The sequence below is a fragment of the Actinoplanes italicus genome, assembly GCF_003001815.1.
In the GTDB taxonomy this organism is placed as follows: domain Bacteria; phylum Actinomycetota; class Actinomycetes; order Mycobacteriales; family Micromonosporaceae; genus Actinoplanes; species Actinoplanes italicus.
In genome coordinates, this window is the sequence record NZ_PVMZ01000004.1 from 344,602 (window position 1) to 366,708 (window position 22,107).

Sequence of the window (22,107 nt, forward strand, 5' to 3'; positions counted from 1 at the left end):
CAGGTCAGCCCAGGGCCAGCAGGGCGACGCCGGCGAACACGAGGACCGCGCCGCCGGCCGCGTTGCGGGAGAAGGTGCCGGTGGTGAGCCAGGACAGCGGGGCGACGAACAGGATGCCGGTCTCGCGCAGCGCGGCGACCGCCGGCACCTGGGACGGCTCGACCATCGACAGCGCCGCCATGGTGAGACCGCCGGCGACGATCATCCCGACTCCGGTGGCGACGGTCGCGGGGCGCAGCTCGGCCCGCAGCTCGGCGAAACCCCGAGCCCTGATCAGGCTCGCCGCGACCGATCCGGCGGTGATCGGCGCCAGCGACAGCCAGAGGTAGGTGGCCGGGCCGGCGTACCGGAGGCCGTGCGACGCGACCAGCGGGTAGGCGGCCAGCGCGATCGCCACCGGCACCGCCCACGTGACGACGCGGCGGTCCACCTCACCGGTGGCGGTCAGCCAGACACCCGCGCTGATCAGGGCGACCGCGGCGACCGCGGCGGGTGGCAGCCGGGCGCCGGTGGCCACGGCGGCGGCCAGCACCAGGACCGGGCCCAGACCCCGGGCGACCGGGTACACCGTGTGAGCGGGCGCGCGAGCATACGCACGTCGCAGCATCACCAGGTAGTAGGCCTGGAAGACGGCCGAGAACAGCAGGAACGGCACCGCCTCGGCGGTGATCCGCCAGCGGGTGAGCGCGATCGGCGCCCACAGCAGGAACCCGGTCGCGTTGGCCACGGCGACCGCGGCGGGACCGCGCGACACCTTCGCGAACAGCACGTTCCACAGCGCGTGGACCAGCGCCGACGACAGCACCAGCGCCAGCACCATGCCCGGAAGCCACTGCTCCACTCTGCCGCATCACCCACGGCGGCGCCCGCCCGGCCGGGTTAGCGTGGGGTCATGAGCCAGACGAGCCCGATTCTTGTCCTCGGCGGGACCGGCACGGTCGGCAGCCGGGTCACCGCACGCCTGCGCGACGCCGGACGCGACGTCCGGGTGGCCACGCGCCGGTCCGCGCGACGTTTCGACTGGGAGGATCCCGGCACCTGGGCGGCCGCGCTCGAGGGCGTACCGATCATGTTCGTTCTTCTTCCCGATCGGACCGGGCTGCCGGAGGCCTTCCTTCCGGAGGCGCTGCGCGCCGGGGTGCGGCGGGTGGTGCTGCACTCCGATCGGGGCCTGGAGGTCATGGGCATGGATCAACTGCAGAAGACCGAGGCTTGGGTACGGAACTCCGGCGCGGAATGGACCATCGTGCGTCCCGACTGGTTCCACCAGGACTTCGAGACGTTCTTCCGGCAGTCCGTCGTCGACGGGCGGCTGTGCCTGCCGGTCGGTGGGGCAAGGCAGGGGTTCATCGACGCCGACGACATCGCGGCGGTCGAGGTCGCCGCGCTGACCGGTGACGACCTGACCGGGCAGCTCGTGGAGATCACCGGGCCTCGGGCGCTGTCGTTCGGTGACGCCGTCGCGGAGATCTCGCGGGCCACCGGCCGCCGGATCGTGTTCGACGCCTCCCCCGACTCCTACCGGGAGACGCTGCGGGCCGACGGCCTGCCCGACGAGGTGGTCGAGGCGCTGACCGGGAGTTTCGTCCGGCTCGGTGAGCGAGGCGACACCGTGCCGACCGGGGTGGTGGAGAAGATCCTCGGACGGCCGGGCCGTGACTTCGCCGCCTACGCCGACGACGCCGCCGCCCGCGGGGTCTGGAACCCCGCCCTGTAGAACCCGGGAAGGTCACATTCGGGATGGACGATGGGTGAGGTTTTGGTCGCACGACGGCAGCGGGCCGGGCATGACGGTGACACACCGGGCGGATCTACTCGGCCGGTGCAGATGTCGTGGTCCGGGGCCTACGCCACCGCGCGGGACGCCGCCAAACCCCTGCCTGCCGACGTCACGCCGGTCGTCGCGGCGACCGGGCGCGTGCTGGCCGCGGCGGTGCGCTGCGAGCGGCCGGTCCCGGCATTCGACAACGCTGCCATGGACGGTTACGTGATCGCCGGCGACGGGCCGTGGACGATCCGCGGACGGATCCTCGCCGGAGAACCCGCCGGTGGCGCGGTGCTGGCGCCGGGCACGGCGCTGGAGATCGCCACGGGGGCTCCGGTGCCGGCCGGGGCCGGGGCGGTGCTGCCCTACGAGGACTGCCGGGTCGAGGGCGGGCTGGTCATCGGTGCCGCCGGGACGCGGCGGCACATCCGGCGGACGGGGGACGCGCTCTCCCCCGGCGTGCTGATCGCGCCCGCCGGGCGGACGGTCACCGCGACCGTGGCGGCGGCCGCGCTGCAGGCCGGGGCCGAGCACGTGCTGGCGTACCGGGCACCGGCGGTCACCATGCTGGTCACCGGGGACGAGGTGATCACCGACGGGGCGCCGGGGCCGGGCCAGGTGCGAGACGTGTTCACCGGGCTGGTCGCCGCCGTCACGGCCCGGGCCGGTGGCCGGTTCGCGGGCTCGCGGCTGCTGCCGGACGACCCGGCCGCGCTCACCGCGGCGCTGGAGACGGCCGGTACCGACGTGATCGTGGTCAGCGGTTCGTCGTCGTCGGGGGCGGCGGATCACCTGCACGGGCTGCTCACCGAGGCGAACGCGACATGGCTGGTACGGGGTGTCGCGTGCCGCCCCGGTCACCCGCAGGCGCTCGCGGTGCTGCCGGACGGGCGTTTCGTGGTCAGTCTGCCCGGTAATCCGTACGCCGGACTGGTCGCCGCCCTGACCCTGCTGGAACCGCTCCTCGGCGCCCTCGCCGGACGCCCCGCCGCGTCGTTGCCCCTCATGACGGTGGCCGGGAGCACGAGACTGATGCCGGGCGGGGTCCGCATCGTCCCGATCGGTCCGGACGGGGAGCTCAGCGCCGCCGGACCGGTCGGACTGCACGCGGCCGCGGCCGCAGGCATGCTCGCCGTACTCCCGGACGACTGGACCGACGGCTCGCCCGCGGCCACCCTCACCGTTCCGTGACGCCTCTGCTGCTCACGCTGACCGGCGGTGCCGGGGCGGGGAAGACCACGATCGCCGCGGCATTCGACGACGCGGTCGTGCTGCACGGCGACGACTACTACGTCACCGGCCGTGACCGTGGGGTGTGGATCCCGGACCGTACCGGCACCCCTCGGCTGGACGTCGGCGACCCGCGGTCGATCGACTTCGGACGGCTCACCGCGGACACCACAGCCGCGCTGCGCCGGCATGACCTGGTGATCGTCGAAGGGCTGTTCGCGGCACGGATCAGCCCGCCGACGCCGCACCGCCGGTTCGGCGTGTTCGTCGACCTGGCCGCCGACCTGCGGCTGGTCCGCAAGATCCAGCGCAAGTGCGTGACCGGCGACTTCCCGCTCGACGTGCTGCTGGCCAACTACCTGGATCATCGGCGCGACGCCCACGAGCGCCACGTCGAACCGATGCGCGATCATTGTGACCTGGTCGTCGACGGCTCCCGTCCGGCCGCGGAGACGGCCGCGGCGATCCGCGCGGAATGCGGGTGTGCGAATCCGCAGCCGGCCATATGATCGACGCCAGCGGTGGGCGGCTCCAGCGGCGCTTCCTTCTCAACTGCTCTTAACAGGATCCTAGTGCCGCGTCTCTCCGCCCACCGCGTCCTACCATTCACGGCATGCCAGCTGTCGCTGCCGGAGTGTTCCGGCGCACGCCGATCGAACGCGCGGACCAGCGGATCGCCTGGGAGCGCGGCGATCAGGCGTTCTTCGCGGCCGGCGCCTGTCACATCCTCGCCTTCACCTGCCGCGACTCCTACCCGGATCGCGAGATCGGCCTCACGGCGATGGTCATGGACGGTGACGAGCATCCGTTCCACGTCTACGCCACCTGGCAGGGCTGGGCGCTCGACGCCGCCGGATGGAACCCCGAACACGAGGTGCTGGCGGTCAACACCGCCTTCGAGGGCCGCCGGATCGCTCGTGTCCCGATCACCGCCGGGCTGGCCGGCTTCTGCGCCACCCATCTGCACCGCATGCCCGATCAGTACTGGCGGGACCCACTGCCCCGCGCACGGGCATACCTGAGCGGCTTCACCCCGCCCTGGGACGTCACGGCCTGAGCCGAATGTCGTACCCCTCCTCCAAGGTCCCCCGACATGATCGATGTCGAGGTGCGCAGCCGGGTGACCGGCAGCTCCGAGGGCCTGCCGCCGGTCCTGGTGCGACTGGCCGAGGAGACCCCGGCCGCACGGCTTCGTGACCCGGCGGATGACCGCCCGGCTGCTGGACGCCCTGCACGGCCGCGGCGCCCTGGACGCGCGAGACGTCTCGCTTCCCGATCTGCCATTTCACGACAACCGGTACCGGCAGAACCCGTGCCCGGAACATGTAGGCGAACTCGGTGCCCATGCCGCACAGCGGGTCGCCGGGGCGGCGTCGCCGGGAGCGGTCACTCACGCGTTCACCATGCCTACGACCAGGTCACAAGACTCGTCGCGGCGGCACTGCCGATCGCCCGGCGGCAGATCTTCGCGCGGACGGCCGGCCTGCGGCCGGTGTCGATGCTCGTGTACCGCCCCGCGGGCAGCCGGAGTCCTCTCCAGACACCTTTTACGCTCAGAGTCTGGGGATGGTGGGGACAGTCCTGTCTCGGGCCGCCTAACCGTCCAGGCGTGCCCGGCGAACCCCTTCCTCGGGCTGTTGATCACCCAGCCGTGCCCGGCGAACCCCTTCCTCGGGCTGTTGATCACCCAGCGGTGGACGGTGAACCCTTCCTCGGGCTGTTGATCACCCAGTGGTGGACGGTGAACCCTTCCTCGGGTTGTTGATCGCCCAGCGGTGGGTTGCGAACCCCTCTCCGGACCGTCTGATCGCCCAGCCGTGGGCGGCGAACCCTTTACCGGGCCGGAGGCAGCTCTATCCCGGAGCCCGGCTCCGAAAACGGCCCTAGTTGATCGTCCAGCACCGAGCCGCGGCGGTAACCGACCCCGCGGCCCCGGAGCCCACGACGGTAACGCCAGGCCCACCAGCCGACCGAGCGCCACCGACGGCTCAGACGGGTGCGGCTGACGGGCCGGCAACCCCGACTGCGAAAGCTCTCTAGAGTCGGAGAACCGTTCAACACACGAGGGGTGACCATGGCGCTGTCGACCACCTTCACCGGGATGTTCGGGATCCGGCATCCGATCGTTCTGGCCCCCATGGGTGGTACGGCCGGCGGTGCGCTCGCGTCGGCCGTCTCCCGGGCCGGCGGGCTCGGCATGCTGGGCGCCGGCGACGGTGACCCGGACTGGCTGGCCCGTGAGGTGTCCCTCCTGACCGCCCGTACGGACCGCCCCTGGGGCGTCGGCTTCCTGACCTGGGCGATCGACGCCGACGCGGTGGCCCGCGCGCTGGCGTACCAGCCTCGTGCCGTGATGTTCTCCTTCGGCGACCCGTCTCCGTACGCTGAGATGGTTCGCCGATCCGAGGCGGCCCTGATCATCCAGGTCACCGATCTCGACGAGGCCCGCCGCGCGGCCGGCCTGGGCGCCGACGTCATCGTGGCGCAGGGAACCGAGGCCGGCGGTCACGGTGCCCGGCACGGGCGGTCGACGCTGCCGTTCGTCCCGGTCGTGGCTGACCTCGTGCGCCCCGTTCCGGTGCTGGCGGCCGGTGGGATCGCCGACGGCCGAGGGGTCGCCGCGGCCCTGGCCCTGGGGGCAGCCGGTGCGGTGATCGGCACCCGCTTCCAGGCGACTACCGAGTCCCTGGCCGATCCGGTGATCGTCAAGGCGATCCTGGACGGACGCGGGCGGGACACCGAGCGCAGCAGCGTGCTCGACGTCGTTCGCGGCTCGAAGTGGCCGCCGGCCTACACCGCCCGCACGCTGGGCCACCCGCACCTGGACCGGTGGCGTGGCCGCGAGGACGAGGCCGGGACGGATCCGCGGGCGCGGCAGGACTACCGGGACGATCGGGAGCGGGGGGTGATTCCGCCGCAGCCGGTGTGGGCCGGTGAGGCCGTCGACCTGATCAACGAGCTGCCGTCCGCGGTGGATCTCGTCGCCGCGCTGGCGCGGCAGGCCGGGGACGCGCTGGCGGGAGCGGCTGGGCTTCTCAGCGAACGGCCGGACGACGAGCTGCCCGTGACGCCGGAGTGGTTCCGGTTCACGGTCGTCGACGAGCGCACCACGGTGGTCGACGAGCCGTACACCCGTGATCTTCTGCATGCCAACGCCTGGCATCTGCGCGGCCGTGACCGGGACGTGCTAGTCGACTGTGGGCTGGGCGTCGCCGCGCTGGTGCCGCTGCTACGGGAGCGTTTCGACCGTGAGCCCGTGCTGGTGCTCACCCACGCGCACCTCGACCACATGGGGTCCGCCCACGAGTTCGGCGAGGTGTGGGCCCATCCGCTGGAGGCGGTCGAGGATCCGGCGCCGGGTTCGCTGCTCGGCCCGGTCCTGGCGGCCCAGCTGGGCCTGGACGTGACCATGCCGGCCCACCTGCTGAAGGCCCGTCCGGACGTCGATTTCGATCCGGAGACCTATCGGGTACGTCCGGCGAGGCGCACCCGGGCGCTGGCCGACGGCGACGTCGTGGACCTGGGCGACCGCGCTCTGCAGGTGTTGCACCTGCCCGGGCACAGTCCCGGCAGCGTCGTCCTGTTCGACGCCGCCGACGGCACGCTGTTCAGCGGTGATGTCGTCTACGACGACGAATTGCTCGACTACCTGCCGGGTGGCGACCCCGAACGCTACGCGCACTCCCTGCGCCGCCTGCGCGACCTGCCGGTGGACCTGGTTCATCCCGGGCACGGCCCGAGCTTCGGCCGCAAGCGCCTGCACCAGCTCATCGACGACTACCTGCGCGTCGGCAGAGCCCGCTGAGGGCGTCCCGGGCGGAATCGGCCTCACGGATACCAGTCGTCCGCAATCGAGCCCTCGACCGTCCAGCCGTTCCTGGCCAGCCGCCGGGCCTCCTGCTGCCGCCCGCCGGTTTCGAGCAGGCGTACGGCCGCGCCGAACGCGACGGGGTGTCCACCCTGCGCCGTCGCCCAGAGCCAGGTGAGCGTCGCGCCGATGCCGTCGCGCTGGTGTCGCAGACGGACGGCACCGTCCAGCGCCTCATGCGAACCGGCGAGCATCCCGCGATCGAACCAGGTGAGCGCGCGCCGGGTATCGCCGGCTTCCTCCAGCACCTCGGCCAGGGCGATGATCGCGTCAGGCTCACCGGAGTCCGCAGCCCTCTCGAACAATGCCATCGCCTGCTCGTCGCAGCCGGCGCTGTGCAGGATGCGGGCCGCTTCGAGGCGAAAGAGCGCCTGAGCGTCCTCGGCGTCGACAGCCGACCTCTGCTGCATTTGATCGATCAGGGCGGGAGCGATGACGATCTCCGTTGCAGCGGCCAGCTGACTGTACGCGCTTCCGTGCCATTGGTTCTCCTGGACGGCCCGAGCGGCAGCACCTTCGAAGAGTGCGATCACCGCATCGCGATACACGTCGGACGTCCGGATGACATCCGTTGCTGTACTGACAATCCTGGCGACGGCCAGCACCGTGTCCGATCCGCCCTTGCGAGCAAGCTCCAGCATCCAGTGGACCCCGTCATCGACGCGGCCCTGGGCTGCCATGGTTCGAGCGGCTTCACCGACCGCCTCGGTGCAACCTGCCCCCACTGCACCGCGGAACTTCTCGATCGCCTCCTCCGGCCGGCCGCGAGCGACCAACAGCCGGCCGATCTCGAACTGGTCCCCTGGGTGGGTGACGTCGTCACGCTGGGCGCTCTCGTAGATGGCCAGTGCCTCCGCGGTCTCACCGGCTGCAGCCAGCGCGGCGGCAAGTGCCCGCAGGTCTGTGAGGTCTCCCTGCCCGGCGGCCTGCCGATACCACCGGACGGCCTCCTCTGTTCGCCCGTCGGCGTCAGCTGAGCGGGCCAGTACCCGTACCGCATGCGCTCGGCCCGCAGCCGCGTGCTCGCTGAGCCATCGCGTCGCTGTCTCGTCGGCGCCCGAGTCGCCGAGAGTGTGTGCGGCTATGGCGAAAACGAACGGGTGGCCATCGAGCGCAGCCCGTTCATACCAGGACATACCCTCCAGCACCCGACCGGATCGGACCAGTGCGCCCGCCGCAGCGATTGGTGCTTCCCCACCAACAGGCAGCGCGAGGTCGGCATACACCTTCAGCGCCGCCTGGATCCCCCGCCAGATCACCACATCGGCGGCGAGCTTTGCGGGGCCGCCACTGCTCGCGCTCATCAGCCGGGGATTCGAGAACAGCCAGGTGTGCTGTTTGAGGGTGTCTCGCCTGGTGTTCGCACGGACGACGCCGGCTGCGGCATCGGCGTTCCCTGCCGCCGCCCGCGAGCGCAGCCAGGCCAGCAGATCTTCGTCGCCGGACTTCTCGTCACGCCGTGCCTCGAGATCGTCGGCGATGTCCTCGCCGTCGGCTGCGGCGGCCTTCGCGAAGCAGCTCAGCGCCTCGTCGAGGCGACCCGCCTCGACGAGCAGCAGGGCTGCCTCGCCGACGGCACACGGGTCGTCCATCAGCGGCTCGTCCAGGTAGGCGTCGATCGCTTCCCGGGTGCGGCCGGATTCGCGCAGCAGGTCGGCGGCCTGCCGCAGGGATCGCGCGTCCCCGGCTCGGTGGTAGAGCCGATAGGCGGTCTCCAGGAGCCCGCGGCACCGCGCCGCACGGGCCAGCGCCGTGGTTGCCTCGGCGTGCCCGACGAGGGAGGTCCAGAGTTCGGGCGGCGGCGCGACCGTTCCCCGCACTCGACGCCCATGCTGTTCGATGTAGTCGGTGAGACGCCGGGCCAGTACATCAGACGACGGACCGCCCGGATGTGGACGCTGCCGGTACAGCAGACCGCGGGCACCCCGCACGGAGTGCTGCGCGAACGCCCAGGCATCCCGTTCCCACAAGTCGGGCAGGTCGTCCCACTGCCGGCGGGTCAGATACCCCGGCACCGCGGCCTCCAGCACGGCGGCCGGTAACTGCTCGCCGTGCCCCAGCCGGACCGCGTCGATCGCGGCGTCCACCAGCGCACGGGCTGCCACCGGCGCGGTCTCGTAGCGCTGCTGCAGGGCCGGGGATGCCGCCAGGTATTGGGTGATCTGTCCTTCTTCCGCACGCTCCCAAGCCTCGGTCAGACGTGGATCCGTCGTGCCCGCGGCCGAAACGGCGGCCAGCTCACCGGCCTCGAACCTGCTCGGTACACCGATCCCCTTGCCGGAGAGCAGATGGCGAAGGTGAGCGGGCGTGTCGAACTCGGACGGTTCACGGACGAGCTGGGCCCAGTATTCGGGCCACGTCGTGCCGAGGGCCAGGATCGGACGCCGATCCGGATCGTTGAGCGCCTTGCGCAGGGCTCCGGCGATCGCCGCACCGTGGACGGGATCGAGGAACAGGTGATGTGCCTCGTCCAGCCAGACCACCGTGCGTGGCGGAAGCCGGCTGATCGTCTCGGCCAGGGCATCGTGGCTGGTCTCGGCCGGATTCCAGAGGCGCCACGGCGACGGAAGTTCGCGAATCGCCTCCCAGACAGCCCGTGTCTTCCCGGATGACGATTCCCCGATCAGGACCGCGATGTCGCTGGTTCCCGTCACGGCGTCCTCGACAAGCCGGCTGAGCCGTGTGTCGAGGTCTCTGCGGACGTAGGTGGTGAGCAGGCCGGGGACTTCGGAGTCGCCCGCGTCGACTGCCGGGTGGACCTGCAGGCCCTGGATCACCGCCCGCTCGTCGGCGGCGTAGTCGGCGACGAGCCGGCCGAGAGGCTGTTCGAGCAGGACGGCCACCCAGAGCTCCCGTACGCGCCGGATCGCATCGCCGCTGTCCAGGGCGGCGCGGGTGGCGAGTACGGCCGTGATCGCCACGACGTCGGCCTGACTGCCGGGCTCCGGCGTGCTGACGCAGCGGCGGACGGTGTCGCGCCCCGGCGCTCCCGCGAGTGATTCGTCCGTCACGATCGACTCGGCGATCTCGTCCAGGGTGGGCGCACCGGCCTGCAGGTACATCTCGTACAGCAGGTCTTTCATCTCGCGAAGGGGCCCGGCAGGGACACGCGCGCGTGCCAGCGTCCGGGACCGTTTCGGCGGAGTCGCGGAGCTCATCCGGTGATTGTGCACTGTGGCTCGTCCGCCGGCCGGCGCAGCCGGTCGCAGCCTGAGCCCTGGCAGGCGTGTGCGACCACGGGCCTCGTCGCGACCGAGTTGGATCTTCAGTGGGTCCCACAGCATCACGTTGTCCGCACGGAGAAGGGAACAACGCGATGTCCCGCAAGAAGAAGACCACGCCGCCGGAACACCCCTGGCTCTTGGCGGCCGCCGTCACCGGAGCCATCTCGGGCGCCACCCGCGCTCTGGTCGCCTGGCTGATCGAACGGTTCTGAGACCACGGGGAGCGATCTACGCCGAAACTTGCCGAAATCGTTTTCGTAGACGATGGTGAGACCGGGAGATGGACGGATGTCAATGTCAAGGGGTGGCCCCGGGGCACGCTCACCCTGATTTCCGTGAAGGAGACGAAAGTGCTTCAACCACTACGCCGTACGCCCGTGGCGGTGGCCGTCCTGGCCGCCACCCTCGCGGGCGCCGCGATCAGCGGTGTGACCGCGGCCGAAGCCGCCGCGACCGGCTGCCGGGTGACCTACACCGTCGGCAGCCAGTGGGGCGGCGGATTCTCCGCGAACGTCGCCGTGACCAACCTCGGTGACCCGCTCACCGGCTGGACCCTCAGATGGTCCTTCGCCGCCGGGCAGACGGTGTCACAGGCCTGGAACGCCGTCACCACACAGAGCGGCGCCGCCGTCACCGCGGTCAACGCCACCTGGAACCCGAACCTCGCCACCGGCGCCACGGCGACGTTCGGGTTCAACGGGTCGTGGAACAACACCACCAACCCCGTGCCGGCAGGCTTCACCCTCAACGGTGTCGCCTGCACCGGCGGCACCACGCCGGGGCCGACCACCTCACCGACCGTGACGCCCACGTCCGCGCCGCAGACACCGCCGGTGCGGACCGTACGCGCCTACTGGCTGCGGCCCACCGACGTCCCGTACGACCAGAGGTATGTCGACGGCATCGCCGGCGTGATGCGTGAGGCCCAGCGTTACTACCGGCAGGAGCTCGGCAGGACGTTCACGCTCAACGATCCGGTGGTCGAGGTGGTCAACGGCGATCACCCCCGGTCCTGGTACGAGAACACGCCCAACGGCAACGAGTGTTACTGGTGGGTCGTGTTCAACATGCAGCAGGAGCTTCTGCGCAGACTGTCGCTGCGGGCGCCGGACAGCCGGTGGGTCAACGTGGGTGAGATCAGCGCCGAAGCGTCCTGTTCCGGGGGCGGAGGCGGCGGTGGCTGGGTGATCCTGAGCGGTCACGACGCCGACGGCGCGGCCGGGATCAACGGCCCGATGAACCGGTGGTACGGCGGGATGGTCCACGAGCTCGGACACGCGTTCGGGCTGCCGGACTCGACCTCGACCGACGGCACGCCGATGTCCGCGTCGTTCTACAGCTACCCCAACACGCACTTCAGTCAGGCTCAGAAGGATCGGATTCTGAGCGGCCCGTACGGCAGCTTCCTGTCGTGAGAGTGGCGGCCCGACGTCCGGCTCGACGTCGGACATCGGGCCTGCCGGTGCCATACCTCCGTACCCGCTAATCGCCGCGCGGTAAAGGCCGAACAGGGCGGTGAGGACTGTGCCACCGAGATACCGGCTAGCGGGCCGCAACGGAGGAAAACGCCATGACGAGTAAGCAGCGTCGGGGCTTCGCCGACCTGAGCGTAAAGATCAAGGTCCTGATCGCGGTTGCCATCGGAGTCGTCGCCGCCGTAGCGGTCGGGCTCGTCGGTCTGAACGCGCTCAGCAGTGCCAGCAACTCGGCGCAACTGATCTACAACAGCAACGTAGCCAGCATCAAGGCCGTCGCCCAGGTGGATGCCGCGATCCGGCAGGGGCGCATCGACATCGCCAACCAGGCACTCTCCCAGGATCCGGCGAACAACGCGAAGTTCACCGACGCCTTCGCCGCCGACCAGGAGGCGTTCGACGCCGCGATGAAGGCCTACCGTGCCAGCATGCCGGCGGGTGACCCGGCGCAGATCGACGCGGTGCAGGCGGGCTGGGACGCCTACGTCGCGATCGCGCAGGACAAGTTGCTGGCACTCGGTTCGGCCAACAAGTTCGCCGAATGGCAGCGGGTCCGTGACAGCGAGGCACTGCCCATCGTTGCGGAGCTGCGCACGAGCATCGACGCCCTCGACTCCGTGGAGACCGCGGACGCGGCGAAGAACGCCGCCGAGGCGAAATCGGTCTACGAGACGGGCCGGACCACGGCGCTGATCGCGATGGTCGTCGGCGGGCTGCTCGCCCTGGCCACGGGCTACTGGGTGGCGCGGCAGATCGTGCAGTCGTTGATCAAGGTCAAGGATGTCTGTTCCGGTCTGGCCGAAGGTGACCTGACGCGCACGACCGGGCTGAGCAGCCGCGACGAGCCGGGTGAGATGGGCCGGTCGCTGGATACGGCGATGGGCCGGCTACGGGAGACCATCGCCACGATCAACGGGTCGGCGACCTCGCTGGCTGCGGCGTCCGAGCAGCTGTCCGGCACCGCCGACCAGATCGCCGCCTCCGCCGAGGAGACCTCGCAGCAGGCGCAGACGGTGGCGGGCGCGACCGAGGAGATCTCCCGAAGCGTCGACAGTGTCTCGGCCGGCAGCGAGGAGATGGGTGCCGCGATCCGGGAGATCTCGGTCAACGCGAGCGAGGCGGCCCAGGTCGCCGGGCAGGCGGTGACCATCACGGCCGCCACCGCCGAGACGATGGCCAAGCTCGGGCAGTCGTCGGCCGAGATCGGCAATGTGGTCAAGACCATCACGGCGATCGCCGAACAGACGAACCTGCTGGCGCTGAACGCCACCATCGAGGCCGCTCGCGCCGGGGAACTCGGCAAGGGCTTCGCCGTGGTCGCCTCCGAGGTCAAGGACCTGGCCCAGGAGACCGCGCGGGCCACCGAGGACATCTCCCGGCGGGTCGAGGTCATCCAGACCGACACCACCGGGGCGGTCGCCGCGATCGAGGAGATCACCCACGTGATCGCCAGGATCAGCGATTTCCAGACGACGATCGCGTCGGCCGTCGAGGAGCAGACCGCGACCACCGGGGAGATGAGCCGCAGCGTCACCGAGGCGGCCAGCGGCACCAACGAGATCGCCCAGAACATCACCGGGGTCGCCGAGGCGGCCCGCCTCACCAGCGAGGGCGTGTCCCAGGCGCAGCACGCCACCAGTGACCTAGCCAAGATGTCCACCGAGCTCAGTGCACTGGTGACGAACTTCCGGTACTGACCGCCGCGTGCCGTGACCCGCAGGGAGGACGATGTCAGTCGCATCGGAGCGACCAGGTGACGCCCGCATGGCGATGTTCCACCAGCCGGCGGTCCTCGCCGCCGCGCTGGAGGCCTACATCGCCTTCGACGTCACCGGCCGCGTGGTGGCCTGGAACCCGGCCGCCGAGGCGACGTTCGGCTACACCCTGGAGCAGGCGTACGGCAGGTCGATCGAGGAGCTGATCGTGCGGCCGCAGTCGAGGGCGGCGGGCCGGATCGAACTGGCGGCACTGGCGTGCGGCCTGCCGGGGCTGACCCGTGACCGGCGGCTCCAGTGGCCGGCGTGGCATGCCGACGGGCACGAGCTCCCGATCGAGATGACGCTGATAGCCACCGAGGAGCCCGCAGGGCGGATCTTCCACGTGTTCGCCCACGACGTCACCGCAGTGCACCGAGCCGGGCGGTTCGCCGCAGCCGAGTCCGCCGTGGCGCGCGGTCTGGCCGAGGCCGAATCGAGCGGCAGCGCCGCGACCCGCGTCGTGGAGGCGCTCGGCGAGAAGATGGGCTGGCCGGTGACCGAGCTGTGGGTGGCCGGCGACGGGCGGATGCTGAAGTGCGCGGCCCGCCACGTCCAACCCGGCTGGCAGCTGGGGGACTTCACCGTCGACACCCTGGCCCCTGGCATCGCGCTGCCCGGCCTGGTCAGCGCCGACGGCATGCCGCACTGGATCCCCGACCTGGGTGACGACACCGGATCGCCCCGCAGTCAGGCCGCGGCGCGCAGCGGACTACGGGTGGCCATCGGTGTCCCGGTGTCGACCGGCGGGGAAGTCCTGGGCGCGTTGTGTGTCTACGGTGACCGGGTCGAGGATCCGGAGGACATCCTGCTGGGACTGCTCGGCGGGCTTGCCGCCCAGATCGGCCAGTACATGCAGCGGCGCCGCGCCGAGGAACTGGCCGTCGAACTGGCCCGCACCAAGGACGAGTTCCTCGCCATGGTCACCCATGAACTGCGCAATCCGCTCGCCGTGATCACCGGCGCCACCAACCTGCTCGACACCGAGCTGGACGACATGACGCCCGACGAGCAGCGGCACCACCTGCGGATCATCATGCGCAGCGCAGACCGCCTGTCGGCCATGGCGGAGGATCTGCTCGACCTGGCCCAGCTGGAGTCGGGGCAGCTGGCGATCAAGCCGACCCGGACCGACCTGTGCGAGATCATCCGCCAGGCACTTGACGGCGCCGCCAAACCAGCCGAACGAGAGCTCACCATCTCCGTACGGCTGCCGCCCCGCCTGGAATTGCGGGCGGATCCCGGCCGGTTGCGGCAGGTGGCCGACAACCTGATCTCCAATGCCGTCAAGTACACACCCGACGGCGGTACGGTCACCGTCGCCGCCACGCTGGAGGCGGGTGGCCGGAAAATCACGTGGCAGGTCGCCGACACCGGCATCGGCATCCCCGCCGCCGAGCGGCCACGGTTGTTCCGCCGCTTCTACCGCGCCTCGACCGCCGTGGACCGCAAGATCCCCGGCACCGGGCTGGGCCTGGTCATCACGCGGGCCATCGTCGAACGCCACAGCGGCACGATCAGCCTGGCCGACCACGACGGCCCCGGCACCACCTTCGTCATCGAGCTGCCGGTCGAGCCGCGTTGACACACGCGGATCAGTCATCCGGGTACACCCATCTCCGCAGGTCGGTCGTTGATCAAGTACCAATTCAAGATCGAGACCTCGGAGGTCCACCGTGTCGCACGGACACGCCGCGCTCGGCACCGCCACTCCCCAGTCGACCTTCTACGAACGGAGTCCATCCACAACTTCCGGATCCCGGCGCTCGACCTGGACAGCGTGTACGGCGGTGGCCCCGGCATGTCGCCGCACCTGTACGACCAGACGATCGACCGTGGCCAGACCACCCTGCTGAGCGAGGAGATCCCCGGCTCCGCGTCCGTGTCGATCGACGGGACCACCCGCTTCGACCTGCCCCGCAACAGCCAGCTCGTCGCGCTCACCGGCGACCCGCGCAACGACGAGAACCTGATGCTCTCGCAACTGCACGTGGCCGTGCTGCGGTTCCACAACCGGGTGGTCGAGGACGTCCGCGCCGAACTCGGCGCCGCCGTCACGGCCGGTGAGCTGTTCGCCGAGGCACAGCGCGTCGTCCGCTGGCACTACCAGTGGATCGTCGTCCACGAGTTCCTGGTCCGGACCACCGGCCAGGCGACCGTCGACGACGTGCTCCACAACGGGCTCCGGCACTACACCTGGCGCAACGCCCCGTTCATCCCCGTCGAGTTCTCCGTCGGCGCCTACCGGTTCGGACATTCGCAGGTGCGTCCCAGTTACCGTGCCAACTTCGGGACCAGCACGACCGACCCGGCGCAGCAGTTCTTCGCGCTCATCTTCGACCCGGCCCTGCCGGACAGCACCGACCCGGCCGATCTGCGCGGCGGCAGGCGGGCCGCGCGCCGGTTCATCGACTGGCAGACCTTCTTCGACTTCGGTGACGGGCGGGTACGCCCGAACAAAATCATCGACACCAGGCTCTCCAGCGTGCTGTTCGACCTGATGGGCCAGCCCGGCGGCGAGCCCACGTCGCTGGCCACCCGCAACCTGCTGCGCAACCTGACCATGAAGGTGCCGTCGGGTCAGCGTGTGGCCAAGGCGATGCGCCTGCCGGAACTGCCGGCCGCGGACCTGGCCGACCTCAAGCCGTTCCACCTCGACAAACGGACGCCGCTGTGGTTCTACGTCCTCCGCGAGGCTCAGGTCTTCACCGGCGGGGAACATCTCGGCCCGGTCGGCGGGCGGCTGGTCGCCGAGGTCATGACCGGATTGATCAAGGGTGACCCGACCTCGTACCTGCGCCAGGAGCCTGACTGGACACCCACGTACGGCGAGGGCGGCACGTTCCGGATGACGGACCTGCTGCGGGCCGCCGGCGTGGTCGCCACATTGGCCTGATCAGGACACGCCCCCGGTGAGCCGGTGCCCGTGCGCACCGGCTCACCGGATCCGCGTCAGCGCCTCGCGCGGGATCGTTCAGCAGGGCACCTTCACACTTCCCGAGAAGGGGAGCGTTCGAGCCGGCGACGGGCCGATGCGGTAGCTGTACGTGATCTTCTTGCTGATGATGCCGCACCTGTCGGTGTGGGAGCTGTCCTCGATGAAGACCGGCGCCCCGTCCCGGCCTACCGCGGCCGTCCAGGCCGCTGCCAGAGCCAGCTGCTTCGCCAGCTTGCACGTGGCCGAGGTGCCTGCCGCCTTCGCGCTGATCTCACCGGAGTAGGCCGCGATCGACGCCAGGCCGGCCTTGCCCTTGAACTTCTTCATCCTGTTGACGACGGAGGTGATGCCGCAGGAGACCGAGCCGACAGCCGCGCCGTTGAGGAAGTTGTGGACGATCCGCACGGTCTCGTCACTGTTGTAGTAGCGGGCGGTCGATGCCTGGGCCGGCGACGCCATGCCGGCTGTTGCCACGACTACGGCGGCTGCGGCGATCGCTGTCCTTCTGCGCATTCTGGACTCCCTGACGTTCGGATGCAGTGATGAGAAACGGTAGTTTCGTGTCCTTACCAGACGCCATCGACGTAAATGACGGAAATTGCTGTCACACCGACGGATCCTGAAAGGGGTCGGTTGAACGACCGACGGTCCGAGGCTCAGGTAGCCGACGGACACCCACACCCACGGTGACGGTAGAGATCCAGGCTCTTCACCAGGACGCTTTCGTGAGACGGCCGTCGCAGACCTTCCGGCGGCCCGCGTCCGTACTCCGGCATGCAACCCATGGTGGAAAGGGGCGAGTCACATGTTCACTCACCGTAGGCGCTCTCGAAAGACCCGGCGTGCCGTGCTGTTCGGCATCAGCGCGGCAGTGGTCGGAGCGGGTGCGATCGTGACACCGCAGGCGTTCGCCGGAACGCTGCCGGGCTTCGGCCGCGACGGCACCCGGGCCGGCTTCTTCGGCTTCGGGAACCGCAACGGCTCCGGTAGCGGAGCGGCGGCCGACAGCGGCGGCGACTGCAGCGACGTGCAGCTGGTCTTCGCCCGGGGCACCGGCGAGCCTCAGGGCCTCGGCATCGTCGGCCGGCCGCTGGCGCAGGCACTCGCGAGCGAACTGCCCGACCAGAGCGTGAGTTCGTTCGCCGTCGTCTACGCGGCGGCCTCCAACCAGCGCAGCGCCGGTCCCGGCGCCACCAACATGAGCCAGCACATCGCCGAGGTCGCCGCGGACTGCCCGCAGACACGCTTCGTGATCGGCGGATACTCGCAGGGGGCCAGCGTGACCGACATCGCGATCGGTATCCGCAATGCCGGCACCGCGGGCGAGGCGATCCCGGAGAACCTGAACGACCGGGTCGCCGCTGTCGTCGTGTTCGGCAACCCCCTGGGCCTGCGGCGGCAGACGATCGCGCAGAACAGCCCGGAGTTCGGACCGAAGGCGAAGGAGTTCTGCAACACCGGGGACCCGGTCTGCGGTGGCGGTAACAACTTCGCCGCGCACCTGGCGTACCCCCGCAACGGCAGCGTCCAGGAGGCGGCAGAGTTCGCCGCCGGGAAACTCGGCTGATCAGGGACGGCAGCTGGGCCCGCGCACGACGCAGCGGGCCCGGCGGCCTCCAGCGGGCGGCGATGCCGGACAGTGAGGCCACGGGCCGAGCCGTGTTGGCGGCCAATCCGATGTCACACTCGTCAGCAGGCCTCCGGGAACGGCTCGCCGGCTGCGTATTTACTCCACTCGTCGCTGCTGAGCGCTCCTGCCCTCCGGCACAGCGAACTGGCCGGATCCTCGAATACGGAAAGATCCCACAGTCGGACGTCGATACCGGCGTCGCCGGCGGCGAGCGTGGTCCCGTCCGGGCTGAACGCCAGCGCCTGCACGGGACCGGGCCGAGCGATCAACGGCGCACCGATGGGCTTCCGGGTGCGGGGATCGCGTAGTCGTATGGTCCCGTCCACGCCGCCGGTCGCCATGAACTTCCCGTCCGAGCTGAACACGACGGAAACGGTGTCGGTGAGTTCGTCGATGCGGCGGCCCGTCCGGACCTCCCAGAACCGCACCGTTTCGGAGGAACTGTCGGCGGTGGCGAGCATGCTCCCATCCGGGCTGAAGGCCACTTCGGGAGTGGCACCACCGTTCCTGACCAACGCATCTCCGCTGGATACGACTCCTACCGCCTCCCCGAGAGACACGGCTTCAGCCAATGGCGCACCGATGGCCTCGCCCGTCATGACGTTCCACAGCATTACCTGGCCTGACGAGTCGGCGGTGGCGAGCAGACTCGAGTCCGCGCTGAAGACCATTCGTTGCAAGCTGTTCACGAGTTGCGGGAAGTGTGTGTCGACCAGCCTTCGGGTGGTCGAGTTCCAGACGAGAATCCTCCCGGAGTGGTCAACGCCGGCCAGCAGCTTCGCGTCGGGGCTGAACGTCAGCATCTGTACCGCGCCGCCCTCGACGAGGACGTCGGTGTTCAGCGGTGAGCCGATCGGTTGCCCCGTAGCCGGGTCGTGTAGCTGGACGGTCCCGTCGTAGGCGCTGGAGGCGAGCAGGGTGCCGTCCGGGCTGAACACCGCTTCGTGAGACGGGGCAAGCTTCGGTCCGATCCGGCGGCCTGTGCGCGACTGCCACAGTTGCACGTTCTCGTCGGTGACGACGGCCAGCACCTTCCCCCCGGGACTGGCGGTCAGGCTTCGTATGGGCGCAGGGTCGACCGGAATCGGAACGCCGATCGGTTGGCCCGTCTTCGGGTTCCACGATCGAACGGTGACGTCGTCGCTGGTGAGCAGTGGGCCGTCGGCCGGACTGAACATCACGGTGCTCACGGGCTCGACGTGGCCGGTCAGGGACGGGCCGGCCGGTTTCCTGGTGCGCAGGCTCCACAACCGGACGGCCCCGTCGGCTCCGTTACTGACCATGGTCGTCCCGGATGCGTCCATCGCCAGCTGTCTCACGGTCTCGGAGTGGCCCACCAGAGAGGGGCCGATCTGCTCGCCCGTTTCAGGATTCCACAGTCGCACCGCATTCTTGTCGTCGCCGGTGGCCAGCAACGACCCATTGGCGGACAACACCGCCGAACCCACCGGCAAGGCGCCGTCGGGTGGCAGAACGCCGGGCAGAGGGCCGGCGACCGGACGCCGGACCTTGAAGTCCCACAGCCATGCCCTGCCGTCATTGCCACCGATCATCAGTCTGTCGGCATCGGGGGTGAAGGAGATCGTCCGCACAGCAGTGCCACGGCCTGGCAGCGGCGGGCCGGCTGGTCGCCGGCTCGACGCGTCCCAGAACCACACGGCTCCGTCCTCCGGCCCGCCGGCCGCCAGCAATCTGCCGTCGGGGCTGAACGTGAGGACGAGCCAGGAATCGGTGGTCCCGACCCGCGAACTGCCGAGCAGCGGCTCGCCGATCGGCTGCCGGGTTCTGAGGTCCCACAGCCGCACCGCGTCGCCGGAGTATCCCCCGGTGGCCAGCAGCTTCGAAGCCGGATCGAAGGCAATGGCCGCCACTCCATCGGTGGCACCGGTCGCCAGCTCACCGATCGATTCGCCGGTTGCCGAGTCCCAGAGCCGAACCATCTGGTCGTACCCGTAGGTGGCCACCGTTCGCCCGTCCGGGCTGAACGACAGGTAATAGCCGCCCAACGGCTCGCCGATCGATCGGCCCGCCACCGGATCCCACAGGCGCACCGTGCCGTCGAAATACGCGGCGGCGAGCCTTGATCCTCCGTGGCTGAACACCAAACCCGTCAAGGCAGCGGAATGTCCGGCCAGCGAGGCACCCGCCGGCACACCCGTTGCTGGATTCCAGAGGCGTATCGTCCCGTCGTCTCCGCCCGTTGCCAGCAGGCGGCCGTCCGGCGTGAGCGCGATCAGCCCCATGCCGATGGGCAGCACGCTCTGATGATCGGCCAGCAGGGCACCGGCCGCGGTGAGAGCCTCGTCGGTCTGCCTGACGCGCAGCGCCGCAGCGGCGAGCTGTTCCGATGTGCTTCGGTCAGTCGCGCTCGTGGTACGGCTGTTGGCCGCGAGCAGCCGCGACAGGGCGACGGCCTTCTGATCCTCTGCGCGCTCGGCACTGCGCCGCTCCCGGTCGGCGCTGTCCCCGGCGTACAGTGCGGCACCGCCGGTAAGCACGAGCAGCATGACCGACAACCCCGCCAGAGCCTGGTAGGCACGTTTGCGCCGGCGGGCACGGCGATGACCGGCGGCGAGGAACTCCACGGTGGCAGAAGAGACGGGCAGGCTCTGGGCGGGATCGTCGGTCCAACGCTGGACAGCGTCGGCAACGGCGACCAGCCGGCTTCCCTGATAGAGATAGGACGGGTCGCGATGACGCTGCTGCCAGTCATGCGCATCGTCGGTGAGCGCCAGATGCAGTGCCTGATCGGTGAGGCCGGGCTGGAGCCAGTCGCGCAACCGGGTCCAGGATCGCAGAAGCTCCTCGTGAGCGATGGTGACCAGGTCATTGTCGGACAGGGTGACGAGCCGCTGTTCGGCGAACGCCTCGATGACGGTGTCGATGTCGGCGCTGCCGGTGGCGGCATGAAGAGCGTTGCGGGTGCTAGGCCGCCGGGTCCGCCGGCTGTCGGTCGCCGCGGTGAGATGGAGGAAGACCCGCCGGGCGAGGTCCTGCTGCCCGGTGGTCAGGGTGTCGTAGGCCTGTTCGGCGCTGGTACGCACGATGTCGGCGACCCCACCGGTGCGGTGGTAACCGGCCACGGTCAGCCCGGTGGCGTCCCTGTGCTGCCACATGACGAACATGACCTGTGACAGCAGTGGCAGCGCTCCACAGTCGAAATCGACCGGCAGGTCGTGTTCGCGCAGATCGTCGAGAATCACGGCGGCCAGGTCGTCGGGTATCCGCACACCCGCTTCGGCGGCCGGGCCGACCACTGCCTCCCGCAGCTCCGACTCGCTCATCGCACCGACCGCGAAGACACCGGCCTCGGCGGCGTGCCGCACCGGTGGGAAGGCCAGCGCCTGGTCCAGGAAGTCACCGCGGATTCCGGCGACGACCAGCGCGCCGGGCCGGCCGTCGGGCAGGACCGGCTCGGTCGCCAGGCTGTGCAGGGCTGTCAGGAAGACGTGCTGTTCAGTGGGATCGGTGCTGAGGGTGAACAGCTCCTCCAACTGGTCCACCACCAGCACCAGACGACCCTGGCCGCCGGCTGCGGCCAGCGCCTGACCGGCGAGGAGATGGGCCTGCTCGGGATGGGCGGTCAGCGTCTCCTGTACGGAGATGGCGTCGGCCGCCGCGAGCTCGGCAAGGTGGATGGCGAGGTGCCGGACCGGATCGCTGGTCGGGGTGATCACCCGGCGGGGCCAGGACCGGCATCCGGGCGTCAGGACGCCGGCGGCCAGCGAGCCCATCAGACCGGCGCGCAGCAGCGACGACTTCCCGGCGCCGGACGGTCCCAGTACGAGCAGGATCCCGGCGTCGGTGGAATGCTCGTGCAACCGGTCGAGCAGCCGGCCGGTCAGGGCACGGCGGCCGTAGAAGACGGAGGCGTGCCGTTCTTCGAACGGGAGCAGGCCGCGGTAGGGGCATCCGTCCCATCCGGGCCGGCGCGGACGGCCGGCCTCCGCGGAGCGCTGGACCGACCGGTCGGCCTCGGTGCCCTCGGCGTAGAAGCGGATCCGGGCCTGTTCCTGGTCGGTGGCTTTCAAGGCCTGGGCGATCCGCACGGCGACATCCGGTCCCGGCGCGGTCTTCCCGGCGAAGATCTGACTCAGGTAGCCGACCGACACCCCGCTGCTGTTGTTGATCTTCCGCAGGGAGGGTGCTCCGGCTCGATGCCGCAGTTCGGTCAGCAGGTCGTACAGCCGGCGATGGTCACCCACCGGAACTCGACCGGGAGT

The 22,107-nt window shown here is 70.3% G+C and carries 14 protein-coding genes; 10 read left to right on the forward strand and 4 right to left on the reverse strand.

The features are described 5' to 3' along the window. Positions 1-4: 4 nt before the first annotated feature. Positions 5-841 carry a hypothetical protein gene (locus tag CLV67_RS12920; RefSeq protein ID WP_106317812.1) on the reverse strand — a complete coding sequence of 279 codons (837 nt, stop codon included), beginning with the start codon at positions 839-841 and terminating at the stop codon, positions 5-7. A 51-nt stretch (positions 842-892) separates the two neighbouring features. On the opposite strand from CLV67_RS12920, the gene CLV67_RS12925 reads away from it, so the two are divergent. The 5 genes from CLV67_RS12925 (at position 893) to CLV67_RS51850 (ending at position 6,800) form a co-directional block, all read left to right on the forward strand. After that, positions 893-1,717, forward strand: coding sequence for an NmrA family NAD(P)-binding protein (locus CLV67_RS12925; protein ID WP_106317814.1), 825 nt, complete (start codon positions 893-895; stop codon positions 1,715-1,717). Between the two features lie 111 nt (positions 1,718-1,828). Further along, positions 1,829-2,956, forward strand: a complete 1,128-nt coding sequence (locus CLV67_RS12930) for a molybdopterin-binding protein (protein ID WP_106318200.1) — start codon at positions 1,829-1,831, stop codon at positions 2,954-2,956. Then, positions 2,953-3,504, forward strand: coding sequence for a uridine kinase family protein (locus tag CLV67_RS12935; RefSeq protein WP_203736904.1), 552 nt, complete (start codon positions 2,953-2,955; stop codon positions 3,502-3,504). The genes CLV67_RS12930 and CLV67_RS12935 overlap by 4 nt, the downstream gene beginning before the upstream one ends. Positions 3,505-3,608: 104 nt before the next feature. Then, complete coding sequence (locus CLV67_RS12940) at positions 3,609-4,052, forward strand: hypothetical protein (protein ID WP_106317816.1); 444 nt, start codon at positions 3,609-3,611, stop codon at positions 4,050-4,052. A gap of 1,017 nt (positions 4,053-5,069) precedes the next feature. After that, a complete protein-coding gene (locus tag CLV67_RS51850; protein ID WP_170153828.1) occupies positions 5,070-6,800 on the forward strand; it encodes a nitronate monooxygenase in 1,731 nt (576 codons plus the stop codon). Positions 6,801-6,823: 23 nt separating this feature from the next. Here CLV67_RS51850 and CLV67_RS12950 read toward each other — a convergent pair whose 3' ends face one another. Continuing rightward, complete coding sequence (locus CLV67_RS12950) at positions 6,824-9,946, reverse strand: hypothetical protein (RefSeq protein ID WP_146169078.1); 3,123 nt, start codon at positions 9,944-9,946, stop codon at positions 6,824-6,826. Positions 9,947-10,422: 476 nt separating this feature from the next. On the opposite strand from CLV67_RS12950, the gene CLV67_RS12955 reads away from it, so the two are divergent. From CLV67_RS12955 to CLV67_RS12970, 4 genes are all read left to right on the forward strand, one after another. Further along, positions 10,423-11,502, forward strand: coding sequence for a cellulose-binding domain-containing protein (locus CLV67_RS12955; protein ID WP_239166085.1), 1,080 nt, complete (start codon positions 10,423-10,425; stop codon positions 11,500-11,502). A gap of 155 nt (positions 11,503-11,657) precedes the next feature. Continuing rightward, positions 11,658-13,259, forward strand: coding sequence for a methyl-accepting chemotaxis protein (locus CLV67_RS12960; RefSeq protein ID WP_106317822.1), 1,602 nt, complete (start codon positions 11,658-11,660; stop codon positions 13,257-13,259). A gap of 31 nt (positions 13,260-13,290) precedes the next feature. Beyond that, a complete protein-coding gene (locus CLV67_RS12965; RefSeq protein ID WP_106317824.1) occupies positions 13,291-14,901 on the forward strand; it encodes a sensor histidine kinase in 1,611 nt (536 codons plus the stop codon). Between the two features lie 48 nt (positions 14,902-14,949). Continuing rightward, the gene (locus tag CLV67_RS12970; protein ID WP_203736908.1) at positions 14,950-16,212 is read left to right on the forward strand and encodes a peroxidase family protein; all 1,263 of its coding nucleotides are present in this window, start codon (positions 14,950-14,952) and stop codon (positions 16,210-16,212) included. A 78-nt stretch (positions 16,213-16,290) separates the two neighbouring features. On the opposite strand, the gene CLV67_RS12975 is transcribed toward CLV67_RS12970, so the two are convergent. Further along, a complete protein-coding gene (locus CLV67_RS12975) occupies positions 16,291-16,767 on the reverse strand; it encodes a hypothetical protein (RefSeq protein ID WP_146169079.1) in 477 nt (158 codons plus the stop codon). Positions 16,768-17,059: 292 nt separating this feature from the next. Here CLV67_RS12975 and CLV67_RS12980 point away from each other — a divergent pair, with 292 nt between their 5' ends. Then, the gene (locus CLV67_RS12980; protein ID WP_106317830.1) at positions 17,060-17,821 is read left to right on the forward strand and encodes a cutinase family protein; all 762 of its coding nucleotides are present in this window, start codon (positions 17,060-17,062) and stop codon (positions 17,819-17,821) included. Between the two features lie 122 nt (positions 17,822-17,943). Here the strand turns inward: CLV67_RS12980 and CLV67_RS12985 are convergent, their stop codons facing one another. Continuing rightward, on the reverse strand, positions 17,944-22,089 hold the full coding sequence (locus tag CLV67_RS12985) for an nSTAND1 domain-containing NTPase (RefSeq protein WP_106317832.1): 4,146 nt from the start codon (positions 22,087-22,089) through the stop codon (positions 17,944-17,946). Positions 22,090-22,107 lie beyond the last annotated feature (18 nt).